The sequence below is a fragment of the Mycoplasma sp. NEAQ87857 genome (genome assembly GCF_009792315.1).
Classification (GTDB): domain Bacteria; phylum Bacillota_I; class Bacilli_A; order Mycoplasmatales; family Metamycoplasmataceae; genus Mycoplasmopsis.
In genome coordinates this window covers 652,579-678,785 of record NZ_CP045542.1, presented here as the reverse complement: position 1 = coordinate 678,785, position 26,207 = coordinate 652,579, and the positions used below count along the sequence as shown (strand labels likewise).

Annotated in this window: 13 protein-coding genes; 2 read left to right on the top strand and 11 right to left on the bottom strand. The window is 23.8% G+C overall.

All coding sequences use genetic code 4. The annotated features are described in order from the left end of the window. Nucleotides 1-7: 7 nt before the first annotated feature. Nucleotides 8-1,300: an amidohydrolase gene (locus GE118_RS02310; protein WP_158763841.1), complete on the bottom strand. Its 1,293-nt coding sequence runs from the start codon at nucleotides 1,298-1,300 to the stop codon at nucleotides 8-10. Between the two features lie 39 nt (nucleotides 1,301-1,339). On the opposite strand from GE118_RS02310, the gene GE118_RS02305 reads away from it, so the two are divergent. Beyond that, entirely contained in the window at nucleotides 1,340-1,810 is a 471-nt protein-coding gene (locus tag GE118_RS02305) for an L-threonylcarbamoyladenylate synthase (RefSeq protein WP_158763840.1), read from the top strand. Between the two features lie 166 nt (nucleotides 1,811-1,976). On the opposite strand, the gene GE118_RS02300 is transcribed toward GE118_RS02305, so the two are convergent. Next, nucleotides 1,977-13,904 carry a hypothetical protein gene (locus tag GE118_RS02300; protein WP_158763839.1) on the bottom strand — a complete coding sequence of 3,976 codons (11,928 nt, stop codon included), beginning with the start codon at nucleotides 13,902-13,904 and terminating at the stop codon, nucleotides 1,977-1,979. 629 nt (nucleotides 13,905-14,533) lie between these two features. Here GE118_RS02300 and GE118_RS02295 point away from each other — a divergent pair. Then, on the top strand, nucleotides 14,534-15,097 hold the full coding sequence (locus GE118_RS02295; protein WP_158763838.1) for a hypothetical protein: 564 nt from the start codon (nucleotides 14,534-14,536) through the stop codon (nucleotides 15,095-15,097). Nucleotides 15,098-15,137: 40 nt separating this feature from the next. Here GE118_RS02295 and GE118_RS02290 read toward each other — a convergent pair whose 3' ends face one another. The 9 genes from GE118_RS02290 to GE118_RS02250 all read right to left on the bottom strand — a co-directional run bounded on the left by GE118_RS02290 (nucleotide 15,138) and on the right by GE118_RS02250 (nucleotide 26,080). Beyond that, nucleotides 15,138-15,818: a PhoU domain-containing protein gene (locus tag GE118_RS02290; protein WP_158763837.1), complete on the bottom strand. Its 681-nt coding sequence runs from the start codon at nucleotides 15,816-15,818 to the stop codon at nucleotides 15,138-15,140. Further along, a complete protein-coding gene (pstB, locus tag GE118_RS02285; RefSeq protein ID WP_158763836.1) occupies nucleotides 15,818-16,669 on the bottom strand; it encodes a phosphate ABC transporter ATP-binding protein PstB in 852 nt (283 codons plus the stop codon). Before pstB ends, GE118_RS02290 begins: the two co-directional genes overlap by 1 nt. After that, complete coding sequence (locus GE118_RS02280; RefSeq protein ID WP_233262739.1) at nucleotides 16,632-18,506, bottom strand: ABC transporter permease subunit; 1,875 nt, start codon at nucleotides 18,504-18,506, stop codon at nucleotides 16,632-16,634. The genes pstB and GE118_RS02280 overlap by 38 nt, the downstream gene beginning before the upstream one ends. Further along, the gene (locus tag GE118_RS02275) at nucleotides 18,493-19,635 is read right to left on the bottom strand and encodes a PstS family phosphate ABC transporter substrate-binding protein (protein ID WP_158763834.1); all 1,143 of its coding nucleotides are present in this window, start codon (nucleotides 19,633-19,635) and stop codon (nucleotides 18,493-18,495) included. The genes GE118_RS02280 and GE118_RS02275 overlap by 14 nt, the downstream gene beginning before the upstream one ends. Nucleotides 19,636-19,804: 169 nt before the next feature. Continuing rightward, on the bottom strand, nucleotides 19,805-21,076 hold the full coding sequence (glyA, locus tag GE118_RS02270; protein ID WP_158763833.1) for a serine hydroxymethyltransferase: 1,272 nt from the start codon (nucleotides 21,074-21,076) through the stop codon (nucleotides 19,805-19,807). Between the two features lie 10 nt (nucleotides 21,077-21,086). Further along, nucleotides 21,087-23,249, bottom strand: a complete 2,163-nt coding sequence (locus GE118_RS02265; RefSeq protein WP_158763832.1) for a phenylalanine--tRNA ligase subunit beta — start codon at nucleotides 23,247-23,249, stop codon at nucleotides 21,087-21,089. A 9-nt stretch (nucleotides 23,250-23,258) separates the two neighbouring features. Further along, the gene (locus GE118_RS02260; RefSeq protein WP_158763831.1) at nucleotides 23,259-23,921 is read right to left on the bottom strand and encodes a uracil-DNA glycosylase; all 663 of its coding nucleotides are present in this window, start codon (nucleotides 23,919-23,921) and stop codon (nucleotides 23,259-23,261) included. Continuing rightward, nucleotides 23,911-24,864, bottom strand: coding sequence for a phenylalanine--tRNA ligase subunit alpha (pheS, locus tag GE118_RS02255; protein ID WP_158763830.1), 954 nt, complete (start codon nucleotides 24,862-24,864; stop codon nucleotides 23,911-23,913). The genes GE118_RS02260 and pheS overlap by 11 nt, the downstream gene beginning before the upstream one ends. Continuing rightward, nucleotides 24,854-26,080 (bottom strand): replication-associated recombination protein A, encoded by a 1,227-nt coding sequence (locus tag GE118_RS02250; protein WP_370452021.1) that lies wholly within the window; start codon nucleotides 26,078-26,080, stop codon nucleotides 24,854-24,856. The genes pheS and GE118_RS02250 overlap by 11 nt, the downstream gene beginning before the upstream one ends. Nucleotides 26,081-26,207 lie beyond the last annotated feature (127 nt).

Sequence of the window (26,207 nt, the reverse complement as noted above, 5' to 3'; positions counted from 1 at the left end):
CCATATTTTATAATTCTTTAATAATTCTATTGTATGCTTCATTCACTTTATTTATCGTATTAGAAAAATCGTTTATAAGCAATTTATAATTCTTCTGAACAATTTTCCCATCTATAATAACAGTTTTAACATCTTTTGCATTACATGAATATACAAGAGCGTCAATCAAATTGCTTTGTGGTTGAAAATTTATGCTCTTATGATTTAAAATAATTAGATCCGCAAGATAATTAGCTTTGATTTTCCCTAAAATATGGTCCATTTTTAATGCTTTTGTCCCATTTACTGTAGCCATTTTTAAAATATCATAAGATTTAATATGTTCTAAATTATGATAAATACCTTTAGCTAATAATGCAGCTAATTTTATTTCATTAAACATATTTAAATTATTATTTGAAGCTGCTCCATCAGTACCTAAAGCAACATTAATACCAAAATTTAAATATTTAGTTATATCCATTACCCCTGAAGCAATTTTTAAATTAGAACTAGGATTATGAACTAATGAAATATTGTGCTTTTTAGCTATTTGCATTTCATTTTGATCTAAATGTATTGCATGAGCAGCTATTAGATTAACATCTTGAGTTAAATTTAAGTGATTAATATATTCCATAGGTCGATAATTAGTTTCTTTTAAACAATTATTTACTTCTGTTAAAGATTCATTTAAATGAATATGAATGGTTTTAGAGGTATTTAAGGCTAATTGATGAGCTATTTTTAAGGAATTAGCATCATTAGTATAAACTGCATGAGGTCCAGTAAAAATTTGAATCAAACCATTATTTGATAAATGGTATTTATCAAATAACTCTAATTGATTTTTAACTCTAGTTTCTAAATTATTATTAACAAAACCAGGAGCTATAAAAGCTCTAACCCCTATTTCTTTAGCTGCTTGAATAATTGCTTGAGGATGAAAATACATATCTAAAAAGCTAGTGGTTCCAGTTTGGATCATTTCCATAATTCCTAATTTAGCCCCATAATAAACATCATCATAAGTCATTTGATCTTCAAATGGAAAAATATGATCAAATAATCAAGATTCTAAATTCACATCTTCAGCATAATTACGCATTAAAGTCATTGGAACATGAGTATGCATATTAATTAAACCCGGCATTACTATATCATTATTAGCATTAATAGTAATATCAGGTTTAAAAGTATAATCTAAATCTTTTGAGACTTTAAGAATTAAATTATCTTGAATATAAATATGATGTTTGTATAAAACTTCATTTTCTAAATCCATAGTTACTATAGTTGCATTTTTAATTAGTATTTTCATTTTTTTACCTTCTTTTTATTTTTGATGTAATATTTTGATATGAATGATTTATATCAAAATATTATTATTTGTAGTACAGATACTGTTTGAGGAATTGGTGGTCCTGTAGATGATTTAACTTTAAAATTAATTTATCAATTAAAACAACGTCCAATTGATAAAAAAATAATGATACTAGTAGGCAGTATTGAACAAGCTAGATCTTTTAAACAATGAAACACTAAAGCAGAACAGTTAGCCATCAAATTATGACCTGGAGCTTATAGTATTATTGTTAATGATCAAGGTTTTAGAATGCCAAATCAACCATTATTAATTAAATATTTATTAGAAAATGGTCCAATGTATATGACTAGTGCTAATATTTCAGGTCAAACACCAGTTAATTCTATTATTCAAGCACAAAAAATCTTTCCCCAAGTATCTAAGATATATGATTTTGGACCTTGTAGTGATGTTTCAAGTACTATTTATAACTTAGATACCAATCAAGTTATCGTTCGAAAATAATTAATCAATTTAATCAATACTTAATTTGTTATTAAGTATTGATTTTTTATTTGATTAAATAAATTATATAGTTTAATAATACATTTATCATTTTGCTTTAATTAAAAAATGGACAAATATAAATTTGTCCATTTTGTATACTTAGTTGATTAACTAAAAATTAAAATTATTTATCTTTATTATCTTTTTTCTTTTTAATTAAAGCAAGAAATGAACCAAATATAAAGGTAATTGATCCTAAAATGCTAGTAATAATCAATCATCAAGGAGTTTTGTTTCCCTTACCATCAATGCTACTAATTCCTTGTTTTAATTGCTCAATAGCAGAATTAATTAATTCTATTTGCTCAGAATTACCTTTAGTATTAATTCCTAATAATTGATTTTGTTCTACAAAAGCTATTGCATCATCTAATAATGATTTTTTAGCTATAGCAGTTTTAATATAAATATCACTAGCTTGAATATTTTTTGCTTCAATAAATGCATCAATGAGATCTTTAGATAACTTATCTAAAGATCTAACTTTATTAATCAAATCATTAAAATCTTGATCATTATAAAGAGTTTTAGCTTGATTTGATAATTTAGTTTTTAACTCTGGTTCAAGATTTTGAGCTTGATTAATTACATTAATTGCATTATTGATTTTAGTTAATAAATCAATAACTAATTGATTTATTAACTTATTAATTGCTTTAGTTTTATTTGCTAAAGTAATTCTTGCTTGATCTAAAGTATCATTATTTAAATTATTTCTTAATTTTTGTTTTGCTAAATTGATATTGTTAGTTAAATCATTAATAATAGGTTGAAGTATAGCTTTTGGAATTAAATTGATATTTGAATCATTTAATATTGTTTTTAATAATTGATTTGATTTATTAATTTGATCTAATAATTTAGCTTTAGCTAAATCATTAATTAATTTATCTGCAAGATTATTAATGATTTTATCTGTATTGGTTGTATTAAAGTCATTTTTAGCTTTAGTTAAATTATTTTTTAATTGATCTTTAGCAATTGGATCAAATTGATTATCATTAATTAATTTATTAGCTTTATTTGCTGCATCATTGAATTTAGCTTTGGCTATTTGATTGTTAATTTCTTGAATTACTTGATTAGTTTTTTGGATTGTTTTATCAATTTTATTGCTATTTAAATCATTATTTTTAATACTATTATTAAGCTTTTTAATTAAATCATTGATTTTTTGATTTAATTGATTTTTATTTAATTGATCTACTAATGAATGATTTAAATCTGTTAATGCATTATTAGCATCTTTAATTGTTTTATTAACTTTTGCTTGATTTAATGCATTATTTAATTTCACAACTGATTGTTCTACATCAGTTGTATTAGAGCGATTAATATTATTAGCATCTTTAATAATTTTGTTTAATTTGCTTACTATATCAATATATTTAGGGCTTGCTTGGTTTAATTTCTTAATTAAATCATTAAGTTCCAGATTAACTTTATCTAACTTAGCATTAGCTAAATCATTAGCTAATTTATCATTTTCTTTTAATAATAAATCACTAGATTTATTATTAATGTTGCTTTGAGCTTGATTAATTGCATTAATTAAGCTTGATTTAATATTATTGAACTTAGAATCACTTAATGTATTAACAAAATTATTACTATCAATAATAGTTTTATTTAATTTAACTTTTGCAATAGTTAATTCAAGTTCATTTGCTTTAGTTATTTCTAAATCTCTTAATTGATCAGATATATGTAAAATATTATTAACTTGATTTAATAAATTATTTGCTTGATCTATTGCATTATTTAACTTATTGACTAAAGGTTGATAATCAAGATTATTAATTAAGCTTTCTTTTAAAGCTTTAGCTTTTTCTATTTGATTTTTAAGCATAATGTTAGCTAAATCATTAGCTAATTTAGTATGTGCTAAATCAATCACTGTTGAATCATCATTGTTTAATGATGATTCTGCTTGATGAATTGAATTTAATAATTGATCAATTAAGCTTGATCCAGGTGTAATTTTAGATATATAATCTTTAGCTTGGTTGATTAAATCATTTAAATCTTTAATATTTTGATTCAATCTTATATATCTAGTTTTTGCCTCTTCAAGATTTTTAGATATTTTATCTATTTGAATATCTGTTTGATTATTATCATTAGTTAAATCTAATAAATGATTTAATGATTCTTCAATCATAGCTGGTAAATTACCTCTAAGTACTGTTTGTTTGCTTGAAGTATTATTGTTTAATCAATCATTTGCTTGATTGATTAAATCTCTTAATCTATTTTTGCTTCTAGCATTAGTTAATGCATTTAAATATTGATCTTTGATAGCATTAATTTGATTTTGCTTATCATTAATTGCTTGATTTAATTTAGCTTTAGTATCAGCATCAGTTGTACTTTCATATTGCTTTTTAAGATCTAATAATTCATTTTCTAAAGTTTTAGCTTTAGTAATTTCATTATCAATAATATCTTTTAAGATTGCTTTATATCCATCATTTAACTTAGTTAAATCTTCATTAGATACTTTATCTGTATCTAAAGCAGTATTGAATAAGCTATCAATAATTTCATTACTTTTAGCAATAGTATTATTTCAACCATTTAATCCATTAGGATTATCATTATTTTCATTTAATAATGATCTTAGTTGGTTGATATTATCATTAATTGCTGTTAGATTATCAATATTACCTAAATGATTAGGCATTAAACCATTATTATCTAAAAGGTTATTGATCATTTGATCAATAACATCTTTAAGATTTTGATTATCTTTGGTATTAGTATTATTGATTCAGTGGTTGGTATTAGCAATAATATCTTTGAGTTTTAATAAATTATTTAATTCAATATATTTATCATTTAACTCTTTAGCATGATTAACTATATCATCTACTAAAGGATTAGATTCTACAGTATTAACTTGATTAATTAATTCTTGTTTTAATTTATTAGATAAATTAGTTAAAGAATTAATTATATTAGTTGCATTGACTCTAGCTGCTTGAAGAATTTCTTGCCCATCTAATGCATTAGTTTTAGCAACTAAATCACTTGATAAATCATTTAATTCACTATTAATTGATTTAGTTTCATTGTCATTAGTGTTTTCTATTCCTCCAGCAGTAAATAAATTGTCATCACTAATATTAGGAATTGATATAACTAAATTATTTGGTTTATTTATTTGATCATCAACATTTTCATTAGCTAAATCTTTAGTATGAGCTAAAGCATTAGCTAAACTGTTATCAAAATTAATTCTATTAGTACTATCTACTACAGGATCATTTGTATAATCTTTAGCATTTAAATAATCTACTGTGGTTTTTGCATTATTTGCTAGATTAATTTTGTTAATTAAATTACTTGTAGTTGCATTTAATTTATCTAAATTCAATTCAGCATTAATTAATTTTTGTTTTGAAGTATTAAGTAAATCAGTTGGATCATTTTTTACTAATTCTTTAGTATTGGTTAGTTTAAATGCTTCATTGATTAAATCATTAATTTTATTTTCAATTAAATCCTTAGTTCCATTATCAACATTTTTAATAGCTAATTTAGCTTTATTAGCTAAATCTAATAATTGTGCTTTTTTAACTATAGCTTCAATATTGTAATCTAATGATTGATCATTAGCAGTTAAATCAATGTTAGCATCTTTAATTTCATTAATGAAGTTAGTAATTTCATTATCTGAAAGATATTTGAAATTATCTTTATTGATTAAGCTTAATGCATATTCTTTAGATTCAGTATTAAATATTTCAGTTAGCTTATTATTTAAATTATTAATAAGTTCTGGTTCTTGAAGTTTAGTTAATAAGTTTAATTTAGCTTTACTATTAGCTGAATTATCATTAGAATTAGTAATAATTTCTTGCATTTTAGCTTTAATAGCATCAATATTTGAAGATTCAAGATTTAAACTATTAGCTAATTCATTTAATCAGGTTTTATTAGATAAATTATTTTCTAAAATACTATTTGCTTGATTGATTAATTGATTATTATCATCACTTAAAGCACTAGGAGTAATATTAATTACTGATTCAACAAGTTCTTTAAAGTATTTATTATTATTTAATTTATTGCTTAATTGTTCTAAAACTTTATCAATTGTTTCATTATCATTAAGTTCTAATTTAGTTTTTAATTTGGCTAATAAACTTGGGTCATCTTGGACTAAATCTAAAACTTTTTTAATATTATTTGCTAGATCTAAAGAATTTAATAAGTTTAATTGATCACTAGTTAATATATCTTTAAAAATATCTTTTAAAGCTTGATTTTTAGTTAAATCAAAAATTAAATTTGATTTAACAACTTTATTTGCAGCATTTAAGTTAATATCATTAATACTATCTAATTTAGCATTTAGTTTATCATTTGCATTAGTAGTAACTTTAGCTGTAAGATCTATATTTTGCTTAGTATCTAATTTAATTTTGCTAATAGTATCATTTTCTATTTTTGAACCAAATCCATCTTTTCAATTGTCAATAATAGCATCAACAGTAGCTTTTAATTTATTAATTTCATCCTTTAAATTATTACCAATATTGCTAAATCTAGGATTATTGAAAATTGTATTATTATTAACTGTAGAATTAAGTTTATTAATTTTTGAATTAATAAAACTAATAGTATTAATAATATCTAATGCTTGAGATTTGATATCTGTAGCATTAATTCTAGAATCAATATTCAAAATAGCTTTTTTAATATTTGCTTTTAAATCTTGTTTTACTAAAGGATCAGTAATTAACGAATCATTTAGATGCACATCAATATTATTAATTAATTTATCGATAAAGCTACTTGAAGAAGTTTCTAGATTCATTTTAGCTTCTTTTAATTTGTCTAAAATATCGCTTACTTTTGATATATCTAAATTATTACCAGTAGTTTTATTTAATAAATTATTAGCATTTATTAAAGCATTATCAAATGTTTGTTGTTTATCAGCAATTGCAAGTTTGTAACTTGGATGAGTATGATCTTTATAAGAATCAATAATTCCATTAGTAGTATTTGTTTGATCACTAGGATTAACAAAATTATTTAATTCTTGCATTTTATCATTTAACTTATTAGCTAGATCTAAAATTGAATCTGCATCTGGTAAATTAATATTTTGATTTACACCAGTAATTTGATCAATTAAATCACTAGCAAGAACTTGATTAATTAAAGCTGTTTTTTGAGCATTATTTAAGCTAGATAAATTATTAATTTTTACTTTAGCTCCATTTTTAAATTGTTTTAATCTAGCTATTCCATCTAAAGCATTTATTGCATTAGTTAAATTATTAATCTTAGTTAATACATCATTTTCATCTAAACTAGTTCCTAAAACATCATTTAAATTATTAATTAAATTACTATCTTTAATCAAATTAAATGCATTCATAAGATCTTGTTGAAGGTTTTTTGATGAGTTTTTAAATAAAATATCATTATTAATTACTGTGTTGTATTCTTGTAATTTATCTTTTAAACGTTGATAAAGATTATTTAAAGTCATAGCTTTAGATACTATGTCATTGATTTGAGTATCATTTTGAGCATTATTTATTTGATCTTTTAATTGATTTTTAATAGTAGTATCTAAATTTTGTAATTGATCTATTGATACTTTTGCTTTAGCTTGATTAGTATTAAATTGGATTTTAATTAAACTGTCTTTAATTTCTTTAGCCTTATTAACAATTTCAACATTATTTTTATTAACTATTTCTTGATCAAAAGCTTGTTTATTATTGATTAAATTATCTAATTGATCTTTTAAATTATTAAAATCATCATTATGATATTTATCTAAATCATATTCACCATTAGAATCATATTTAGCTCTTTCATTAATAACTTTATTATTTTCTTGGTTAAGAATTTCTTTAGTCACAAGTTTAGATACCTTATTTAACTCATTAGTGTCTTTTACTAATTTGTTATATTTATCAACCATATCAATATCAAGAGTAATATTGTCATTAGTAAATGATGAATGATCAGTTAAGTCATTAATTGTTTTGATGTTGCTATTAGTATCCTTGTTAGATAATTTATTGTATAAATTATCTAAAGCACTATTATTATCAAATCCATTATCCATAATAGCTTTTTTAGTATCAAAAGCATCAGATAATGATTTAATAAAATCTTTAGTTGCTTTATCAACCATTTTATTACCAGTTAAATTATCTCAAGAAGTTTTTAGATTATCTTTTTCAGCATTTAATTTAGCTAAATAATCCTCAAATACTTCATCACTAGTTACTATTTGATCATTGGCTGATGTAATTTCATCTTTAATATAGTCATATAAATCTTTTGCATTAGATAAACTATTATCAAATGCATTTTTATCATCTTGTGAACTTAGATCATAATTGATACTATTGTTGTTTTTGAGATTTTGGTATTTGGTAATTTGATCTTGAACTTCTTTATCAACTAAATTCAATTTATCTAATTTATCAAATGCTTTTAATGCATCATTTAAATTAGTGTTTGAATCATTAATATAATCTTTAAATTTAGCTACTATAACTCCTGGAACATTATCTTTTTTAGCTATTTCTAAAGTTAATTGATTTTTAACTTCTTGAAGTTTGGTAGTTAGATCTTGAGTTTTTTGTTTAACAATAGATTCATCAGTACCTTCAATTGCAGATATTAAAGTATCTTTTGCATTATTTAAATCATTAATTTTAACTACTAAATCTGGATGATTAATTGTATCAGCTATAGTTAAATTATTATTTCAATGATCAATATCATTAATTTTATTAAGAAGCTTAATAGCATTAGCTTTGGTATTATCTAACCCTATAAGTCCTTTAATATTATCAATATTAGTTTCTATATCTTTAATTGAGCTAGCATTATTTGCTTTTTCTTTTAAATCATTAAGTGCTTTTTGTAATTTATTAACTTTTTGATCTAAACCTAAATCACTTAAGTTTTTAATAACTTTATTAGCATCATCTTCAATTTGATTAACATTTGCATCAATAACAGCTTTATTTAATTCACTATTTGCTTGATCTAACTTAGTAAAATCATCTTTGTGATTAACTAAAGCATTAGTTGCTTCTAAAATAGCAGAATTAATATCAGTTAAATTAGTGTCTTTAAGATCATTATCTAATTTGGTTTCTTTAGCTAGTTCAATACTTTTCTTAAGATCGCTTGAACTTTTATTAATTTTTAAAGCTTTATCTAACTCTTTTAATTTTGCACCAATATTATTAGTATCGTTTTTAATATTATTGATAATTTGATTTTTAACTACTGGATCAATACTGGTTAAACCTTTTACTATATCTAATATTTTATTTTTAACTTTATCTATAGAATTATTTAAAGTTGTTGTTTTATTATTAATATCATCTTTTGTAGAAGTAGTAGATTTTAAAGTGTTTAATAAATCACTTTTTGCTGTATTTAATTCATTAATTGAATTATTTAAATCATGATATTTATTAGGATCAGTAATTGTTAAAGTATCATTTCAATGATTTTTATCATTGACTTTATTTAAAGTATTTGCAGCAGCAATTTTGGTTTGATTTAAATCAATTAATTCTTTTACCTTAGTTAAATCAGGTTCAATTTCATTAATATTATTGACATTAATTGCTTTATTAACTAATTGATTGACTTTATTTTTTAAATCATTTGCTGCATCGTTAAGATTTAAATCATTTAATCTATCAATAACTTTATTTGCGTCATCTACAACTTGGTCAACATTAGCACTCACTATTGCTTTATTTAAGGTTTTGTTTGCTTCAATTAATCCATTTGGATTATCTTTATTGGTATTTAACGCTGCATTTGCATTAGCAATTGCATCATTTAAATCGTTTAAGTTTTTGTCTCTTAAGTTATTATTGTCTTTATTTTTATTTGCTAAAGCTATAGTTTTATTTAATTGATCAACATTAGTATCAATTGCTTTAGCTTTATTTAGTTCTTCTAGTTTTTTGGTTAAATCATTATTAGGATTTTCTATATTGCTAATAATATTAGTTTTTACTCCATCATCAATATGAGTTAATTTTTTAACCTCTTCAACTATTTTATTTTTCGCATTATCTATAGCATTGTTTAAGTTTAAAGTATTTGTTTCTATAGTGTTTTTGTTTTTATTTGAGCTATTAATACTATTGTCTAATGTAGCTTTAGCATTATCTACTGCTTTTAATGATTCTTTAAGATCATTATTATCATTAATGCTATCTGCTAGTTTAGTATTAGAATTTGCAGGATTAACTTTTTTAATTGCTTCTTTAGCTTTTGCAATGGTTTTAGCTAAATCAATAGCTGTATCTAATTCTTTTTTAGCATCATTAATTGCTTGATTACTACTTGAAGGATTAGTGATCAAATTATTTAATTTATTTTTCTTAGTATTTAGATCACTTAAATCAACATCTTTATTAATTAAATCATCATTAGTTGATGTAGCATCTTTAATAGTTTGTTTTGCTAAAGCTATTGTTAAATCTTTATTTAACTTATCATTTGCAGCATTTAAACTAGCTTCAGTAGCATTTGAGCTATTTTTTGCATTTTCTCCACTAGTAATATTGCTATTTAAGTCAGTTTTAATATCATTATCTTTTAAAGTTTCTTTAACTTCTTTAGCTTTAGCAATAGTTTGGTTTAACTTTTCTTTTGCAATGTCAATTTTTGCTTTATCTAATGCTTTATTTATCTTGGTGAAATTAGTATCTAAAGTTGATTTTTGATTATTTAATGTGGATAAATCAGTTGAATTATTAACTGATGCTATAGCATTTTTAACTTCAGTTATTTTGTTTAATAATTCTCTTTTATTATTGTTGGTTAAATTTGTATCATTGGATAAATTGGTTGCTTCATTTAATTTTTTAAGAATAGAATCTTTGCTTAAAGCTACTTTGATTCCCTTAACTACTGTGTCTAATTTATTAGATTTAGATGTCAAATCTAAATCAGTTTTTGCAGTATTAGCATAATTTTTTAAATTATTTAATGTTTGTTTAGTTGATTCTTCTAATCTAGGATTATTAGAATTAACTAAAGAAGTTATTTTTTTAGTTTGTTTGTCTAATAAATCATTTAAGAAATCATTAGTTTTAGTATTTAATGTATTTATTCTTGATTCAATTTCTTCATTAGTTAAAGAATTGTAATTATTATGATTGTTTTTAGTTAATTCAGCTTTTAAATCATTTAATTTAGTTGAAGGATAATCATTAGTATTGGTTTCTACTTTGGTTTTTAAACCATTTGCAGTATTAATTAATTGTTTTAATTTTTCAATATTTGCAGTTTTATTATTAGCTGCAGTGATTTGAGTATTTGCTGTATTAATTGCTGATGTTAAATCATTTAATTTATTTTCTAATTCTGTGTCATTAGAATTAGTGTTTAATCTTTTTGCATCATTTAATTTAGTTGTTAAATTGTTTTTTATAGTTCTATAAGGTTCTTTATTGTATTGAGTTTTATTTAATTCGTTAATAATGTTTTGAGCTTTAGTTTTTTGTTTTTCTAACATATCAACTAAAGCTTTATGTGTTGCATCTTGTAATGCTTTAGTTTTATCAACTACATCTTTAATATTTTCTTTAGTTCAAGAATCTTTATTACTTGGTTTATTTTGATTTGCTTGGATTGCTTTATGTAAAGTAGAATTAATACTTGAATTACCACCAGCTGAATAATCAGGATTATTTTGATTCTTTTCATTGAGTTTTTTAGCTTTTTCTAATGCTTTATCAAAAGTTTTATCAATGTCTTCTTTGATAGATTTCTTTAATTCTCTTAGTGTTTCATCAGCTTTATTATTTAAGTTATTATCAATAACACCTTTATTAATTAAGTTTTTTAAATTGTTATTAATATTATTTAAATTATTTGTATTTACTTCATTATTTTTCTTTGTTCTATTAAATTTTTCAACACTAGCTTCAGCATATTTTGCTTTAATTTTTATTACTGCTTGATCTAAAGTGTTTGCAGCTCTAGATAAAGATACAGCATTATGAGCATAAGTACTTCTAGCTCTATTTGCTGTATCAACTGCAACTTGCAAATCTCTTGCAAAATTAGGATCTAAATCATTTTCATTTTTTAATATATTAGCTTTTAATAAAGCTGCATCTAATTCCATAAATGCTTCAGTTAATTTCATTGCACCATTTAATTGATTTAAAAGCATTTCTATTTCTTGACGTTTAGTATCTATATTTGTGCTAGTTGCAGAAGTATTTTTTAATTTAATATTATCAAAATTAGTATTTGTAGTAATTGTTGAACCACTTAAATAAGCATTAGAGTCACTAAAAAGATTTCTTACTACAGTATCTAAAGTTTGTTTATTAGTTGAATTAGTGTAATTATCCGTATTTAATACATCTTTGTATTTAGATAATGTACTTTTAAGGTCATTAACCTTACTATTTAGTGTAATATATTTGTTTTTTACTTCATCTACTTTATTATCAAATCTTGTTTTATCTCAATCTTTGCTAATTCCAATTATTTCATTTCTAGCTTTTGTTTTAATATTAGTTTCTAAATTATTACCATTGTTATAAATTTCACTTAGAGCAATAGCAGTATAAAGAGCTTTATTTCAATGATCTAGTAAGATACCTAAATTTCTGTCATCAGTATCATTACCATTTAAATCATTATAAATACGATCAATTGTATCCTTTAAAGCATTTTTTACATCATCACTATATGGTAATCTAGAAATTGAACCATCATCAGTTCCATTTCTTGTTTTAATGTATTCTTTGTATGTATTAGTATAAATATATCTATAACTATTATCAATAACTGGATTATCAACAGTAAAATGATTGCTTGTTAAATTTGAGACAACTCTATATTTTTTGTTTAAATTTGAATTACTAAATCTTGTACTACTAGCATCTAATTTTGATGCTGTATTTGTTAATGGAGAAGGAATATATCTTGTATTAAGAATAATTTTATCTCTACTATTAGCATAATTTGAAACTCTTGAATGATCTTGCTTAATAGTGTATGAAAAATTTGGCACATCATTAATTTCTCTACTTATAGCATCATTTTGCTTTGTTGATTTAACTGTTATTATTCTTTGATCTGATGCTCCTATATTATAAGATTGTGAAAATTGTTCAGCTTTTTGTCCATTTGTATTAGGGATATTAAATGTAGCTTTTATTGCTCCATAATTTCTATTACTTGAGTAAGTATAAAAATTTTCATTTATTTTAGTTTTAAATTTAAATGTTACTTTTCCATTTTTCTCTCAATTAATACGTTTTAAATCGTTAGCAAATTTTATATCAAAACTAATTGAATGATCATTTGGTTGATGTATATTATCGATTTTTATACGATCATTTCTTTGACCATTCCCTTGACGTCTAAAACCTCCTCAATCAGGACCATCGCTACCACCATGATTACCCCAGTTAGTCCCTATATTGTAAGCATTATTATGTCCATAATAAACGTTATCATCTCCAAATTGAATATATGAGCCACCTCTAACAGCACCTATATAATTTGCGTTTCCGATATTGTGATTGTGATAATCTCTTTCACTTATTCACTTTTTTGAACTATCGTTATATACAAAAGGATGATTATTGACAGCACCTCATCTGTTGTATCCAGAACCATCTGGTCTACTACTATATGGAGAATCAATACTTATTCAAATTCTATCTCTCACTAAAGAAATAGGTATGTTTTTAGGAATTTCTATTGTCACAGTTGCAGATGTAATTGTGATTATTCCCCTTTTATCTTTCTTATCGCCTACTTTATCTCCCATAGAATTATTAATAACTATAGTTCAATCTTGTGTTCTTGATCTTACTTGATTTGATGAAGTTGTAGTAAAGTCAATTATGTTATTGTTATAAACTGGTTCTCACGCTCCTTTTCAAGGACCATCAGTTATATTTAAATACTCAATATTATTGTTTGCTACAATCACACTTGCGGCACTAGTGAACACAAAAGGTATAGTTGCAGGAGCAACTAATAGCATTCTTTTTAGTCTTCTATCCATAATTATTCCCTTTACAATCTTTTTCAAACATTTGAATAATTTATTTAAAAAACTATTAAAATGTTTTGGATTTTGTAAAAAACTTTACAAAATACGAATTATGGAAAATTATATATATATATATATATCAATCCCAAAAAGTGGGATTTTAGTATTGAAAGAAAGTAAAAATATACTTTTTGTGGAAATATATACATTTTATTTATAAAAACTAGACCCAAAATAAATGAAATTTATATTCATAAAATTTTGTTAAATAAAAAAATGAACAATCATATGTCCATTAGATCAATTGTAGAAAATTAAAAGAAAAAAGATGGAGCTTATCAAATAAGACCCATCTTATCGCTACCATATTTTATTTTCGTGAGTTGGTGCTAACAAGTAAGTTATTTTACTTAAATTCTCACGTTTCACAATATTATACTCACCTTAATAATTCTTGTATCTGTGTATGCGTGAGTACATAATTATTATAAAAAATAATTTTAAATCAAATATGAAATTAACAAATTTTTGTGAAATATTGTTCATTTTTATCATTTTTTATAATTAAGGATTTTAATAAGTTTAAATCAAATAATTTCTTCTTTAATTTAATACAATTTAATAACAAAGGAGTAAAAACTATGATAAATAAACAAAACGCAATATTTAAACAATGTCAAGATTATTTATTAAAAATTGATCAAATTTTTAATAAATGTATTAAGTATCAAAATGAGCTAGATGAAATAATTGATGATAATTATGATATGTTTTATGAACTGGTTTCATTAGGTGAAATATCAAATGATTGATATATTGATTTAGAAGTTGTTAAAGAAATCATAAATTTTAAGAATTCCAATAAACCAGAATTTTATTGATTATTTATTTTATTTTTAGCTAAAAAGATTAATATATTTTGTTTAGCTTTATGTGAATATGATTTATTGAATCTAGATTTAATGGAAGATATCTTTGGTGATGAATATTTTGAAATTGAATTTGATAATTGACAAATAATTCATCAATCAACTGATATTATTTTAGATGCTTTAAGTTATGTAATGGATAATCCAAATATCAATAATGTTGATAACTTTATTTTGATTTATCAAAAATACCTAAAACAACATCATAGAAAAGATTTTTCTATTCAAAAATTTATCATTTTATTAAACTCTCAATTATCAATAAAACAAAAATAGACAAATATAATTTGTCTATTTTTAATATTGGTTTAATAACTTAATTAATCTTTTTATGCTTATTAAAGAAGTTAATATCATTAACAAAAATGAAGTTTTCTAATATATTAATATAATGATCTACTGCACGATCAACACTTTTTAATAAGGTAAAAAATGATAATAAGTGCATTTGATTAATATTAGAATGATTTAATATTTCTTTAGTTTTAGATTTATACATATTAACAAATAAATCATATTTAACTTTTAATTCTAAATAAATTTGTTCAACATTATGACTATCTAAAGCATCATAAATCATTTGACCAAATTCAACTACTTGGGTAATTAAACTAATCATTAAATCATATTCATAATTAGAAGTTTTATTAATTTCTTTTTCTAAAAATCTTGCAATTCGATCTGAATAATCACAAATTCTTTCGATATCAAACAAGGAATTGATGATACTTATAAAGTATCTTAAGTGGTTAGCTATAGGTTGTTCTTTAGAAATTAATCATACAGCATCATCTAAAATAGTTTGATGCATGTGATTCGATTCTTGCTCTAAGTTATAAATTTTTACAAATGATTCATCATTAGTCAAATTACTATTAATTTGATTAATTACATTAATCAAATGTTGATTCATAGTAATTGAATGAGCAACATAATCCATAAATTGTTTTTTAATAATTTTTTCATCTTTTTTTAATAAAGTAAAATTAATTGCCATTAGATCATTCTCCCTGTAATGTATTTCTTAGTCATTTCACAATCTGGGTCAGTGAATAATTTTCTTGTTTTTTGATGTTCAATAATTTCACCTTTATATAAAAACACTGTTTCATCACTAATTCTTTGAGCTTGAGACATTGAGTGAGTTACTATAATAATAGTATATTTACCTTTAAGTTCTAAGATTAAATCCTCTACCATAGCTACTGAAATGGGATCTAAGGCACTAGTTGGTTCATCCATTAATATTACTTTTGGTTCTAAAGCAATAACTCTAGCAATACATAATCTTTGTTGTTGACCTCCTGAAAGTTCAGTAGCTATTTTATTTAAATCATCTTTAACTTCGTTATATAAATTAACTTTTTGTAAAACATCAACTACAATTTGATCAATTTGATTAGTATCAGTAATTCCTTTATTTCTTAAAGCAAAAGCTATATTTTCATAAATAGAAATAGGAAAAGGTGCAGGATTTTGAAATACCATTCCAATAGTTGTACGTAATTTATAATCATCAATACCTTTAAATCTAATATCTAAATCCTTAAAATACATATTTCCAGTTAATTGATTTTTAGAATTTAGATCATGCATTTTATTTAATGATTTTAATAAAGTACTTTTACCACAACCTGAAGGACCAATGAAGGCAGTAACCATATTTTCTTTGATTTTTAGATTAATATTATTTAATGCTTTTTTACCTGATTGATAAACTAAATTAAAGTTTCTTATATCGAAAATAATATTAGGATCAAATTCTTTTAAACAACAATTATTAACATTGTTGTTTAAATCATTTTTTTCTTTAATTGATAGTTTGTTTTTTAAAATTGCTTCTTGCATATTTTCTCCTATTAAATCAAAGTTTAATGTTAGATCAGTTTGGAATTACAACTTTAGCTAAAAGCACAATAATCACAATTAAAATCGATGCAATTAAAGCACATTCATACATTATATTAGTTGCATTAGGGTTGTTTGAATATAGCTGACTAATTAATCTAGTGGTTAAAGTTTGACCTCATAAATTAATTCCAAAATCTCTTGATGAAGTTAATCCTGCAGTTAAAAATAATGGTGCAGATTCAGAAATAATTTTACTAATAGCAGTTAATACAACAGATAAAATCATTCCAAATGATTTAGGTAATAAGATCTTAAATATAAATTGATATTTTTTAATCCCTAAAGCTATTGCATTAATACGATATAAATCAGGTACTAATCTAAATGCATTATAAAATCCACGAATCATTTGTGATAAGATCACTAATGATATAGTTAAAATACCTGCAATTAATGATGCATTATGGTTTCCATTAGGTCCTAATGCTAAAGTTTCAACAAAGAAACTTAAACCAAAAATCCCAAAAATAATTGTAGGAGTAGAGTTTAATGCATCAATAAAGAATACAAAAATGTTTTTAATAGCTTTATTATTTAAATACTCTGATAAATAAATTGCACTTAATAACGCAAATGGTACTGTGATTAAAATAGCATAGAAAATAATTACTAAAGTATTTATGATTGCTCTACCAGTAGAATCTGAGCCAAAACTAAAGACACTGCTAGATTCTAAACTTAAAGCATGAGCACCATTAATCACAATAAATAATACATAACTTGTAATAAATAATGTAATTAATCCAAAAGCAATAATTTCTATAACTTGTTTATAAATATCATAGATTTTAGAATTATAATTTTGATTTTTAGATATAAATGGTTGAATAATTTTTCTAGGTATTCAACTAATAATAGCTACTAATTTTTGATTAAATTGTTGAAGTTTTTTACTCTTAAGTAATAATTTAGGATTATTAAGAATTTGTAATACTAAATTAATAATAGTAGTAATAATAAAAATAATTAAACCAAAGAAGTATAAAATACTTTTTAAACTTTCTCCTCCACTTTCAGAGAAAAAGTTATATGCAATAACAACACTTAATGTTTTTAAACCACTATTTCAAAAACCTAAAAATCCACTTTCAAATCCTGCATCATAATTTTGACTATTTAAAATAAAATTCAATGCCATAGTTTCACCAATTAATCTACCAATTGCTAAAACTATTCCTGTAGTTATTTCATTTTTAATTTCCTTTTTAACAATTTTATGAACTACTGTAGTTTTTTTAATACCTAGAGCAATTCCTGTTAAATATGAGTTTTGATTATTAACTTTTAAAGCATTATATACACTTGAAAAAATATTAGGAACAACCATAAAACCAAGCATAATAATAGCATTAACTAAATTTAAACTAGTTTTCATTCCTAGAACTTTAGTTACAAAAAGTCCAATAATTTCTAAAGCAAAAAGTCCAAAAACAACTGAAGGTAAAGCACTAAAAATGCTCATAATTACTTCAATAATTCTTTTTAATCTATTGTTTAATTTATAAAAAGTAAATAAAGCAAAATTAATTCCAATAAAGGTTCCTAAAATTACTCCAAAACAGACTAAAACCAGTGTAATTAATAATGGTAATCAAATCCCTGCTTGGTCTTTATTTAAATTAAAATTTAAACTAAATAAACTTCATCCATAAGTTTTTAAACCCGGAATTGAAAAAATAATAATTGTAATTAAAATAGCAATAAATAACAAAATTACTAAAAAACTAGCACTTTGTGAAATGGATTTTAGTAATTTATTTTTAATTTTGTTCATCATTTACTCCAAAACTTTTTAATTGATTATCATCAACTCAAAATTTAGTTAAATTTTCCTTTAAATATTCATAGCTTAATTCTTTAGAACTATTTAAATCATAAAACATTGAACTTAATTGCTCTAACGATAATGGTACCATTCCATTATCGTTAAAAATCTTGGTTTTTGTTTTTGAATCATCAAATAAAATTCATTCAATAATTCCTCGTTGACCATAATTGTTAATCGAAGTAATTAAATCAATTGGTCTTTTTCAGTTGTATAAATTATTTTGAATATTTGCTACTGTGGGTTGATATTGTTGATCATTAATTTCATAAGACAAGATAGTAAATCCATCATTTAGTATTTTTTGTTTATTATTTAATACATAACCTAAAGATAAATAGGTGATTGAACCATCTTGATTTCCATCTTTTGCAAATAATTCATAAGTTTGACTATTTGATTCACTAGTTGAAGTTGTATATGGTCCGTAATTTTGCTTACCTTGAAGAATATCTTTAACTTTAGTTGGTAAATTAATATTTTTAAAACCATTATCCTCATAAAACGCTTGAGCAGTACCACTAGTACTTCCTCCACCTTCTCTAGCAAATGGTTTTAAACTAAAATTATTTCTAATTGGATTTTTGATTAAATCATTAATAAAAACTTGTTCATTTCCACTAAAGGCTTGATAAATCTTAGCGATATTGTTTTGATTAATTGTTAAATTAACATCTTTAGGTAATTTAGCAATTAAAACAATCCCTTCATGAGCAATAGTAATAGTTTTAAGTTTATTTTTAGTTCATAATTCTTGTAATTGAGTACTTGATTTTACCATTTTACTTGGAGATTTACTTGAAAGTCCAATAGTAGATTTATTTCTTGCAACATTATTAATTCCTGTACCGCTTCCACCAGCTTGAACACTAATTTCAATGTTTTTTTTCGATTCATTAATGTATTGCTTAGCTAAAAGGTCAAAAAAAGGCTGCACTGCACTCGATCCAGATGCAGTGACAACCTTTGCGTTTTGTCATGTACTTGCAAACAAAACAACCGCCCCAACTACTGGAGCTAAAGCAAGTGAAAAAAGAAAATTTTTTTTCTTAAATGTCTTTTTTATATTTGTTTTCATTCTTGCAATGATTATAGCAAAATGATATTTTTTCTTAGAAAATTATCATTTTTTCCATATCAATTTTGCTTCTATTTCTAATAAAATAAAAACATTACCTTAGTTAATTTATATAACTTGATAAATATAATGCTTTTGCTATGACAAAAAAATGGACAAGAAGTCCATTTTAAACTAAATAATTTTTAATAATTGGAAATTCTTCAGTTAGCTTAATTACTTGATTTTTTAATTCAGCTAATTTAGCTAAAGCTGCAGAATCATTTGATTCTAATCACTCACAGTTTCTTAAAACATAATCAATAATATCAGCTAATTCATTTCATTTAGTAAATTTTCTACTTGTCATAGCTGCTGTTCCTAATCTAATTCCACTACCTAAAGTAGGTGATAATGTATCATAAGGAATAGTGTTTTTATTGATAGTGATATGAATTTTTTCTAATAAAGTTTCTGCTTGTTTTCCATTAATGTTATATGTTTTTAAAACATCAATCATAAATAAGTGATTATCAGTTCCACCACTTACTATATAAGCTCCTTTGTCAATAAAAGCTTGACAGAATTTTTGAGCATTTAATTTAATATTTTTTGCATATTCTTTAAATTGAGGTTGAAGAGCTTCATAAAAACTTACAGCTTTTCCTGCAATAGCATGAAATAAAGGTCCTCCTTGATATCCAGGAAATACTCAACGATTCATTTTAGTAGCAATAGCTTCATCATTAGTCATAATAATTCCACCTCTACCACCTCTTAAAGTTTTATGAGTTGTTGAAGTAATAATATCAGCATAACCAACAGGTGAAGGATGTTCTCCAGCAGCTATTAATCCTGCTATATGAGCTATATCAGCCATTAATTTAGCTCCACATTTATCAGCAATTTCTTTAAATCTTTTAAAATCAATTAATCTTGAATAAGCAGAATAACCACAAATTATTAAATCTGGTTTTTCTTCCATTGCTAATTTTTCAATTGCATCATAGTCTAAAAATCCATTTTCATCTAATTTATATGAAACTGAATCATAAAAAATACCACTGAAACTAATTTTATAACCATGAGTTAAATGTCCACCACAATCTAATGATAGACCCATAATTTTTCCACCACTAGGAACTACACTAGCAATAGCAGCAGCGTTAGCTACTGATCCTGAATAAGGTTGAACATTAGCATATTTCACATTAAAAATTTGTTTTAAACGATCTATTGCTGCTTGTTCAACTACATCAACATTTTCACAGCTTCCATAATATCTTTTATTTGGATATCCTTCACCATATTTATTAGTTAAAACACTACCTTGAGCTTTTAAAACATCATCTGAAACATAGTTTTCACTCGCAATTAATTCAATGTGATTTTCTTGTCTAATAAGTTCATTATTAATAGCATCTTGAACAATTTTGTCATTTAAAGTTAGTTTTTGATACATAATTGCACCTCTATTTGTTATATGTGTTATTAATTGTTTGAATTACTTGCTCATTAGCAGTAATTCTTAAAGTTACATTTCTTTGGTCTTGTTTAATATAATTATCCACTTGAATAATTTCAAAAACATCACCTAATTGTTTAATTTGGTCAATAATTTGTCCGATATTATTTTTTAAATCAATACTAAAAGTTAAATCTAAAGTTTTTAATTGTTGATTATCTACTGAATTAAATTTTGTTGCTTTTTTAGTTGGAATTTCTTTAAATTCAGCATAAAAAGCATTTGTTTGATCATATAAAGGATGAATTTTTCCAATTCAACCAATTAACTCATTATTTTTATGAATGTATGCTGATACATTTGGATGAATGTATTGATTATCGTTTAATGGTTTAAATTCTAATTCTCTATCATCTAAGAAATTAATAATAACTTGTTTTAATTCTAAAAATGACATAGTAGTTGACGCTAATCCATAAACCATTTGATTATTATTTACCATTCCTTTTTCAAAGATATTAATATTAGTCATTTTACGTTTTTGGTTGTATTCAACTACCTCTTGCATTGATGTAATGATTGAATTACGAATTTGCTCACGTTCTTTTGAAACATAAGTCATCAAGCTTATATTTGCATCAAAGTCAAAGATGTTTAATAAATTCTTTTCTTTTGAAACTAAGGTAAAAGTTCTAACTTCACTAAATCCTACAGCTGTAAACTTTTCTTTAGTAATATTTCTTTGATTTGTTGCTATAGGAGCATTAAGATATTTAGCTGGTTCAAAGTTTTTGTATGAGTAAAATCTAAAAATTTCTTCAATAATATCTTCAAAAATTTCTACATCATATCTATAATTAGGAACTAATATTTTATTATCAATAAATTCAAAATCTAATTTAGTTAATTTCTTTTTAGCGTCATCAAACACTGATAAATCATTAATATTTGCATATCTTTTGATTAATTCATCATTTTGTTGAATTTCTTTTTTATTTGGTACATTTATTGGATTAATAGTTTGAGAGATTGCTAAACCATTGCAGTATGAACGAATAAAATTAATACCTAAATTAGCTATTTCTGGGGTGATAACTCTTGAACCTTGGTTTGATGAGTTTGAATTTAATTTAATTTCTTTAGCTCCATGTCTTATTAATTTAGGATCAAATACCCCAATTTCAAATAATAAATCATTACTTGATTCTTCAGTTTTAGTATTTTCTAATCCCATAACACAAGCTAAAGAAATATTTTTCTCACTATCACAAATAGTTAAGACATCTTTTACTTCAACTTCTTTATTACCTAAAATTACAAATTTATCACTTGTAATTTTAGTACCTAAATCATCAGTAATTTTACTTGCATCATAAACATGAGCAGGAGCTCCTATTTCAATTAAACATAAGTTAGTTAAATTAATGCTTCAAGCAAATTTTGAACTAATATTATGTTTTGCTAAAAGCATTTTATCTTCTAATGAAGTTTCTTTATTACCTTTAACCTCAACAAATGATAAATAATCTACCTTTGCTTCATTATTAACTAATTTAAAGTTTGATTCAAAATTTGATTCAACAGGATTAATTTCAAAAACAAAATCTGTTTCAAAAAATGCTGCAAGTTCTTTTGCAATAATATAATAAGAATTAGCATCATTTCTGTTTGCTGTAGTTGAAATTTCAATTAAATAATCATCTAAACCTAATTTTGCCATTGCATCATCTTCAATGGTAGCAAAATCATTAGGTAAAACTAAAACTTGATTTTTATCTGCTAATAATTCTCAATCATAACCAATTTCACTTCAAGCAGCCATCATCCCTTGAGATTTATGACCTTTAAGCACAACTTCATTAAAGGTCATATCTCCTTTTTTTGCCCCTACAGGAAAGCAAATAGTTAAATCTCCAGGTTTTAAAATTCTATTATTAGTTTGAATTTGTACTTCACCATTTTTAGTTAAAAGCTTAACAATATCTAATCTATCAGATTCAGGATTTTGATAAACATCTAAAACTTTAGCAAATACTAGACCTTCAACATCTGAGAATTTAGTAACTGTTTCAACTTCAATTCCAAGCTCATTTAATGCATACTCGACATCTTTAGTTGAAAGTTTATAATTTGGTAAGTATTTTTTTAAGTGATTAAAAGATAAAATCATACACTCTCCTTATTTCTTTAAATCTCATTTAATTGGTGTTTGATGAGTTTGTTTTAATTTTTTATTAATTAATTTGAATAATCCACTATTTTCAAATCCTTTTTTATAACTAAATGGACTTGGATGAGATAGTTCAATTTTATTTTGACTTGGAATATTTAAACTTTTAACAAATGATTGAGCTTCTTTTCCTAAAAGCACCACAATAACATTAGGATTAGCTAATAGAACCTGCTTTATTACTTCTAAAGTAAAAGTTTTTCAACCGATTTTACTATGAGAATTAGGTTTATTTGCAATCACGGATAAGCTAGTATTTAATAATAAAACTCCTTGTTTAGCTCAAGCGGTTAAATCATTAGTTTCAATTTTAGTTTTAGGATAATCTTTCTTTAATTCTTTAAAGATATTATTTAAACTTGGTGGAGTTTTATTACTTTTGGTACTAAAACTCAAACCATCAGCAACACCTTTAGTATGATATGGATCTTGACCTAGAAAAATAACTTTAGTTTCATTGGTTTGGAAAAATTCAAACGCTTTAAATAAATCCATTTGATGTGGATAAACTTCTAATCCTGCAATTTCAGCAGCTTTTAGGGAATTTAAAATATTAGTGAAATATTCTTTTTGACCTTCTTGTTGTAATATTTTTAAAAAACTATCTTTCATTTCTAAATTGCTCCATTATTCTTAAATCATTTTTATATAAATCTCTAATATCACTAAATCCATATTTAATCATTGTAATTCTTTCAATTCCTATTCCTGCTGCAAATCCATTGTATTCGTTTGAATATCCTGCAAGTTTTAACACTTGTGGATGAAGCATTCCTGCACCTAAAACTTCAATTCATCTATTATTGTAAAACATATCAACTTCAACACTAGGTTCAGTAAAAGGGAAATAACTAGGTCTTAATCTAATTTCAATTTCTGCTTCTAAAACATAAGATAATAATGATTTTAAAGTTCAAATTAAATTAGAAAAACTAACTTTTCCAACACTTACAAAATCTACTTGAGTAAATTGATGACTATGAGTTGCATCATCTTCATCATTACGATAAACTTTACCTATTGCAAAAGTTGATATTACTTTGTTTTTATTATCTTCTAAAACTTTAGCTGTAATTCCTGTGTTGTGAGTTCTTAATAAAGTAGTTGCATTTAAATATAATGAATCATGCATAGCTCTAGCAGGGTGATCTTTTGCAATATTTAGACGTTCAAAGTTATATAAATCTGAAACAATTTCACCCATTTCTTCTTGATAATATCCATGAGCAAGAAATCAATCTTTCATTCTTTCTTCAATAATTGTAATAGGATTTAATGAAGCGGTTTTTAATACTGGTGTAGTTACATCAATAAATTCAGAATTAATTTTACGATTAATTTCTAATTCTTTGATTCTAGCTTCAGCTAGATCAAAGAATTTTTGGTACTCTTGTTTTAAAACATTAATTTGTTGTCCAATAGCTTTTTTTTGATCTACTGGTGCAGATTTTAATTGTTGTTGTAATTGAAATATTTCTCCATCATTTGAATATACTTTAGCTTTAATTTGTTTTAAATCTTCTAAAGTATTAATTGTTTCTAAATTAAACTTCATCTTTATCTCCTTTTTTAATATTAGTTCAATATTGCTTTAATTTTTTTTCAACTAAATTATCACCAAATTCAAAAAATTGATAATTTAGTAATTCCTTAGGTAAATAATCTTGTTTAATGTAATTGTTAGGATAATCATGTGGATATAAATATTCTAATCCATATCCTAATTTTTTAGCACTATTATAATGAGCATCTTTTAAATGTTTAGGAACTTGATAAATTTGACCTTGATTTAATACTTGCTCAACTTGATTAATTGCTTGATAAACTGAATTAGATTTAGGAGCTAAAGCTAAATCCATAATTGCATAAGTTATAGGTAATTTTCCTTCAGGCATTCCTAATCTTTCATAAGCTTTAATTGCATTTTCGACTCTAGATCCAATTCCAATAGAGGCCAATCCAATATCTTCATAAGCTACACAAAGCATTCTACGAAATAAACCATCATAATCACCACTTTTTAAAATCAATAAACCATAATATAAAGCAGCATTATAATCACTTCCTCTTAAAGATTTATGAAAAGCTGATAAATTATCATAATGAGCTGTTGAATTTGCATCACTATAAAAATTAATATTAGGAATAATATCTTTTAAATCGGCTAAAGATACTGGTTCATTATTTGATTTTAACAAAGCTAACATTTGTAAATTATTAATGCTAGAACGATAATCTCCTGCAGAATAATTAGCTAATTCAATTAGCATTTTATCGCTGATATTTAGATTGTTAAAATTTTGATCAATTATTTTTCTTAAACCATCTACTATATCATTGATACTTAATTTATATAATTCTAAAATTTGCATTCTACTTCTTAAAGCAGGAACTACTTTAAAATATGGGTTTTCAGTAGTTGTTGCATAAACTATGATTTTGTCAAATTCTAAATAAGAAAGCAAAATATCTTGTTTATCCTTATTTAAACGATGAATTTCATCAATAATTACTACATCACAATTATCTAAAATTTCAATTAATTTATTTTTAGCATCCACACTAGCATTAAAATAACCTCAATTTAAATTCATCTCATTAGCTAAGCACATTGCTGCAGTGGTTTTGCCAATACCGCTTTCACCGAAAAATAAAAAACTAGTTGTAAGGTTGTTTTTTACAACTTGTTTTAATAACTTTTTAACATGAGTTTGACCGACAATATCATCGATCTTGTTAGGTCGAAGTTGATTAGCTAAATTCTTGTTCATAATTTATTTTAAATTATACTTTTAATTCATTTTTATTTAATATTTAATTACTTAATTTTAAGTATTTGAGTTATAAAAATTAAGTAATTAAATATAGTATTAAAATTACTATCATTATTTGTTTTAA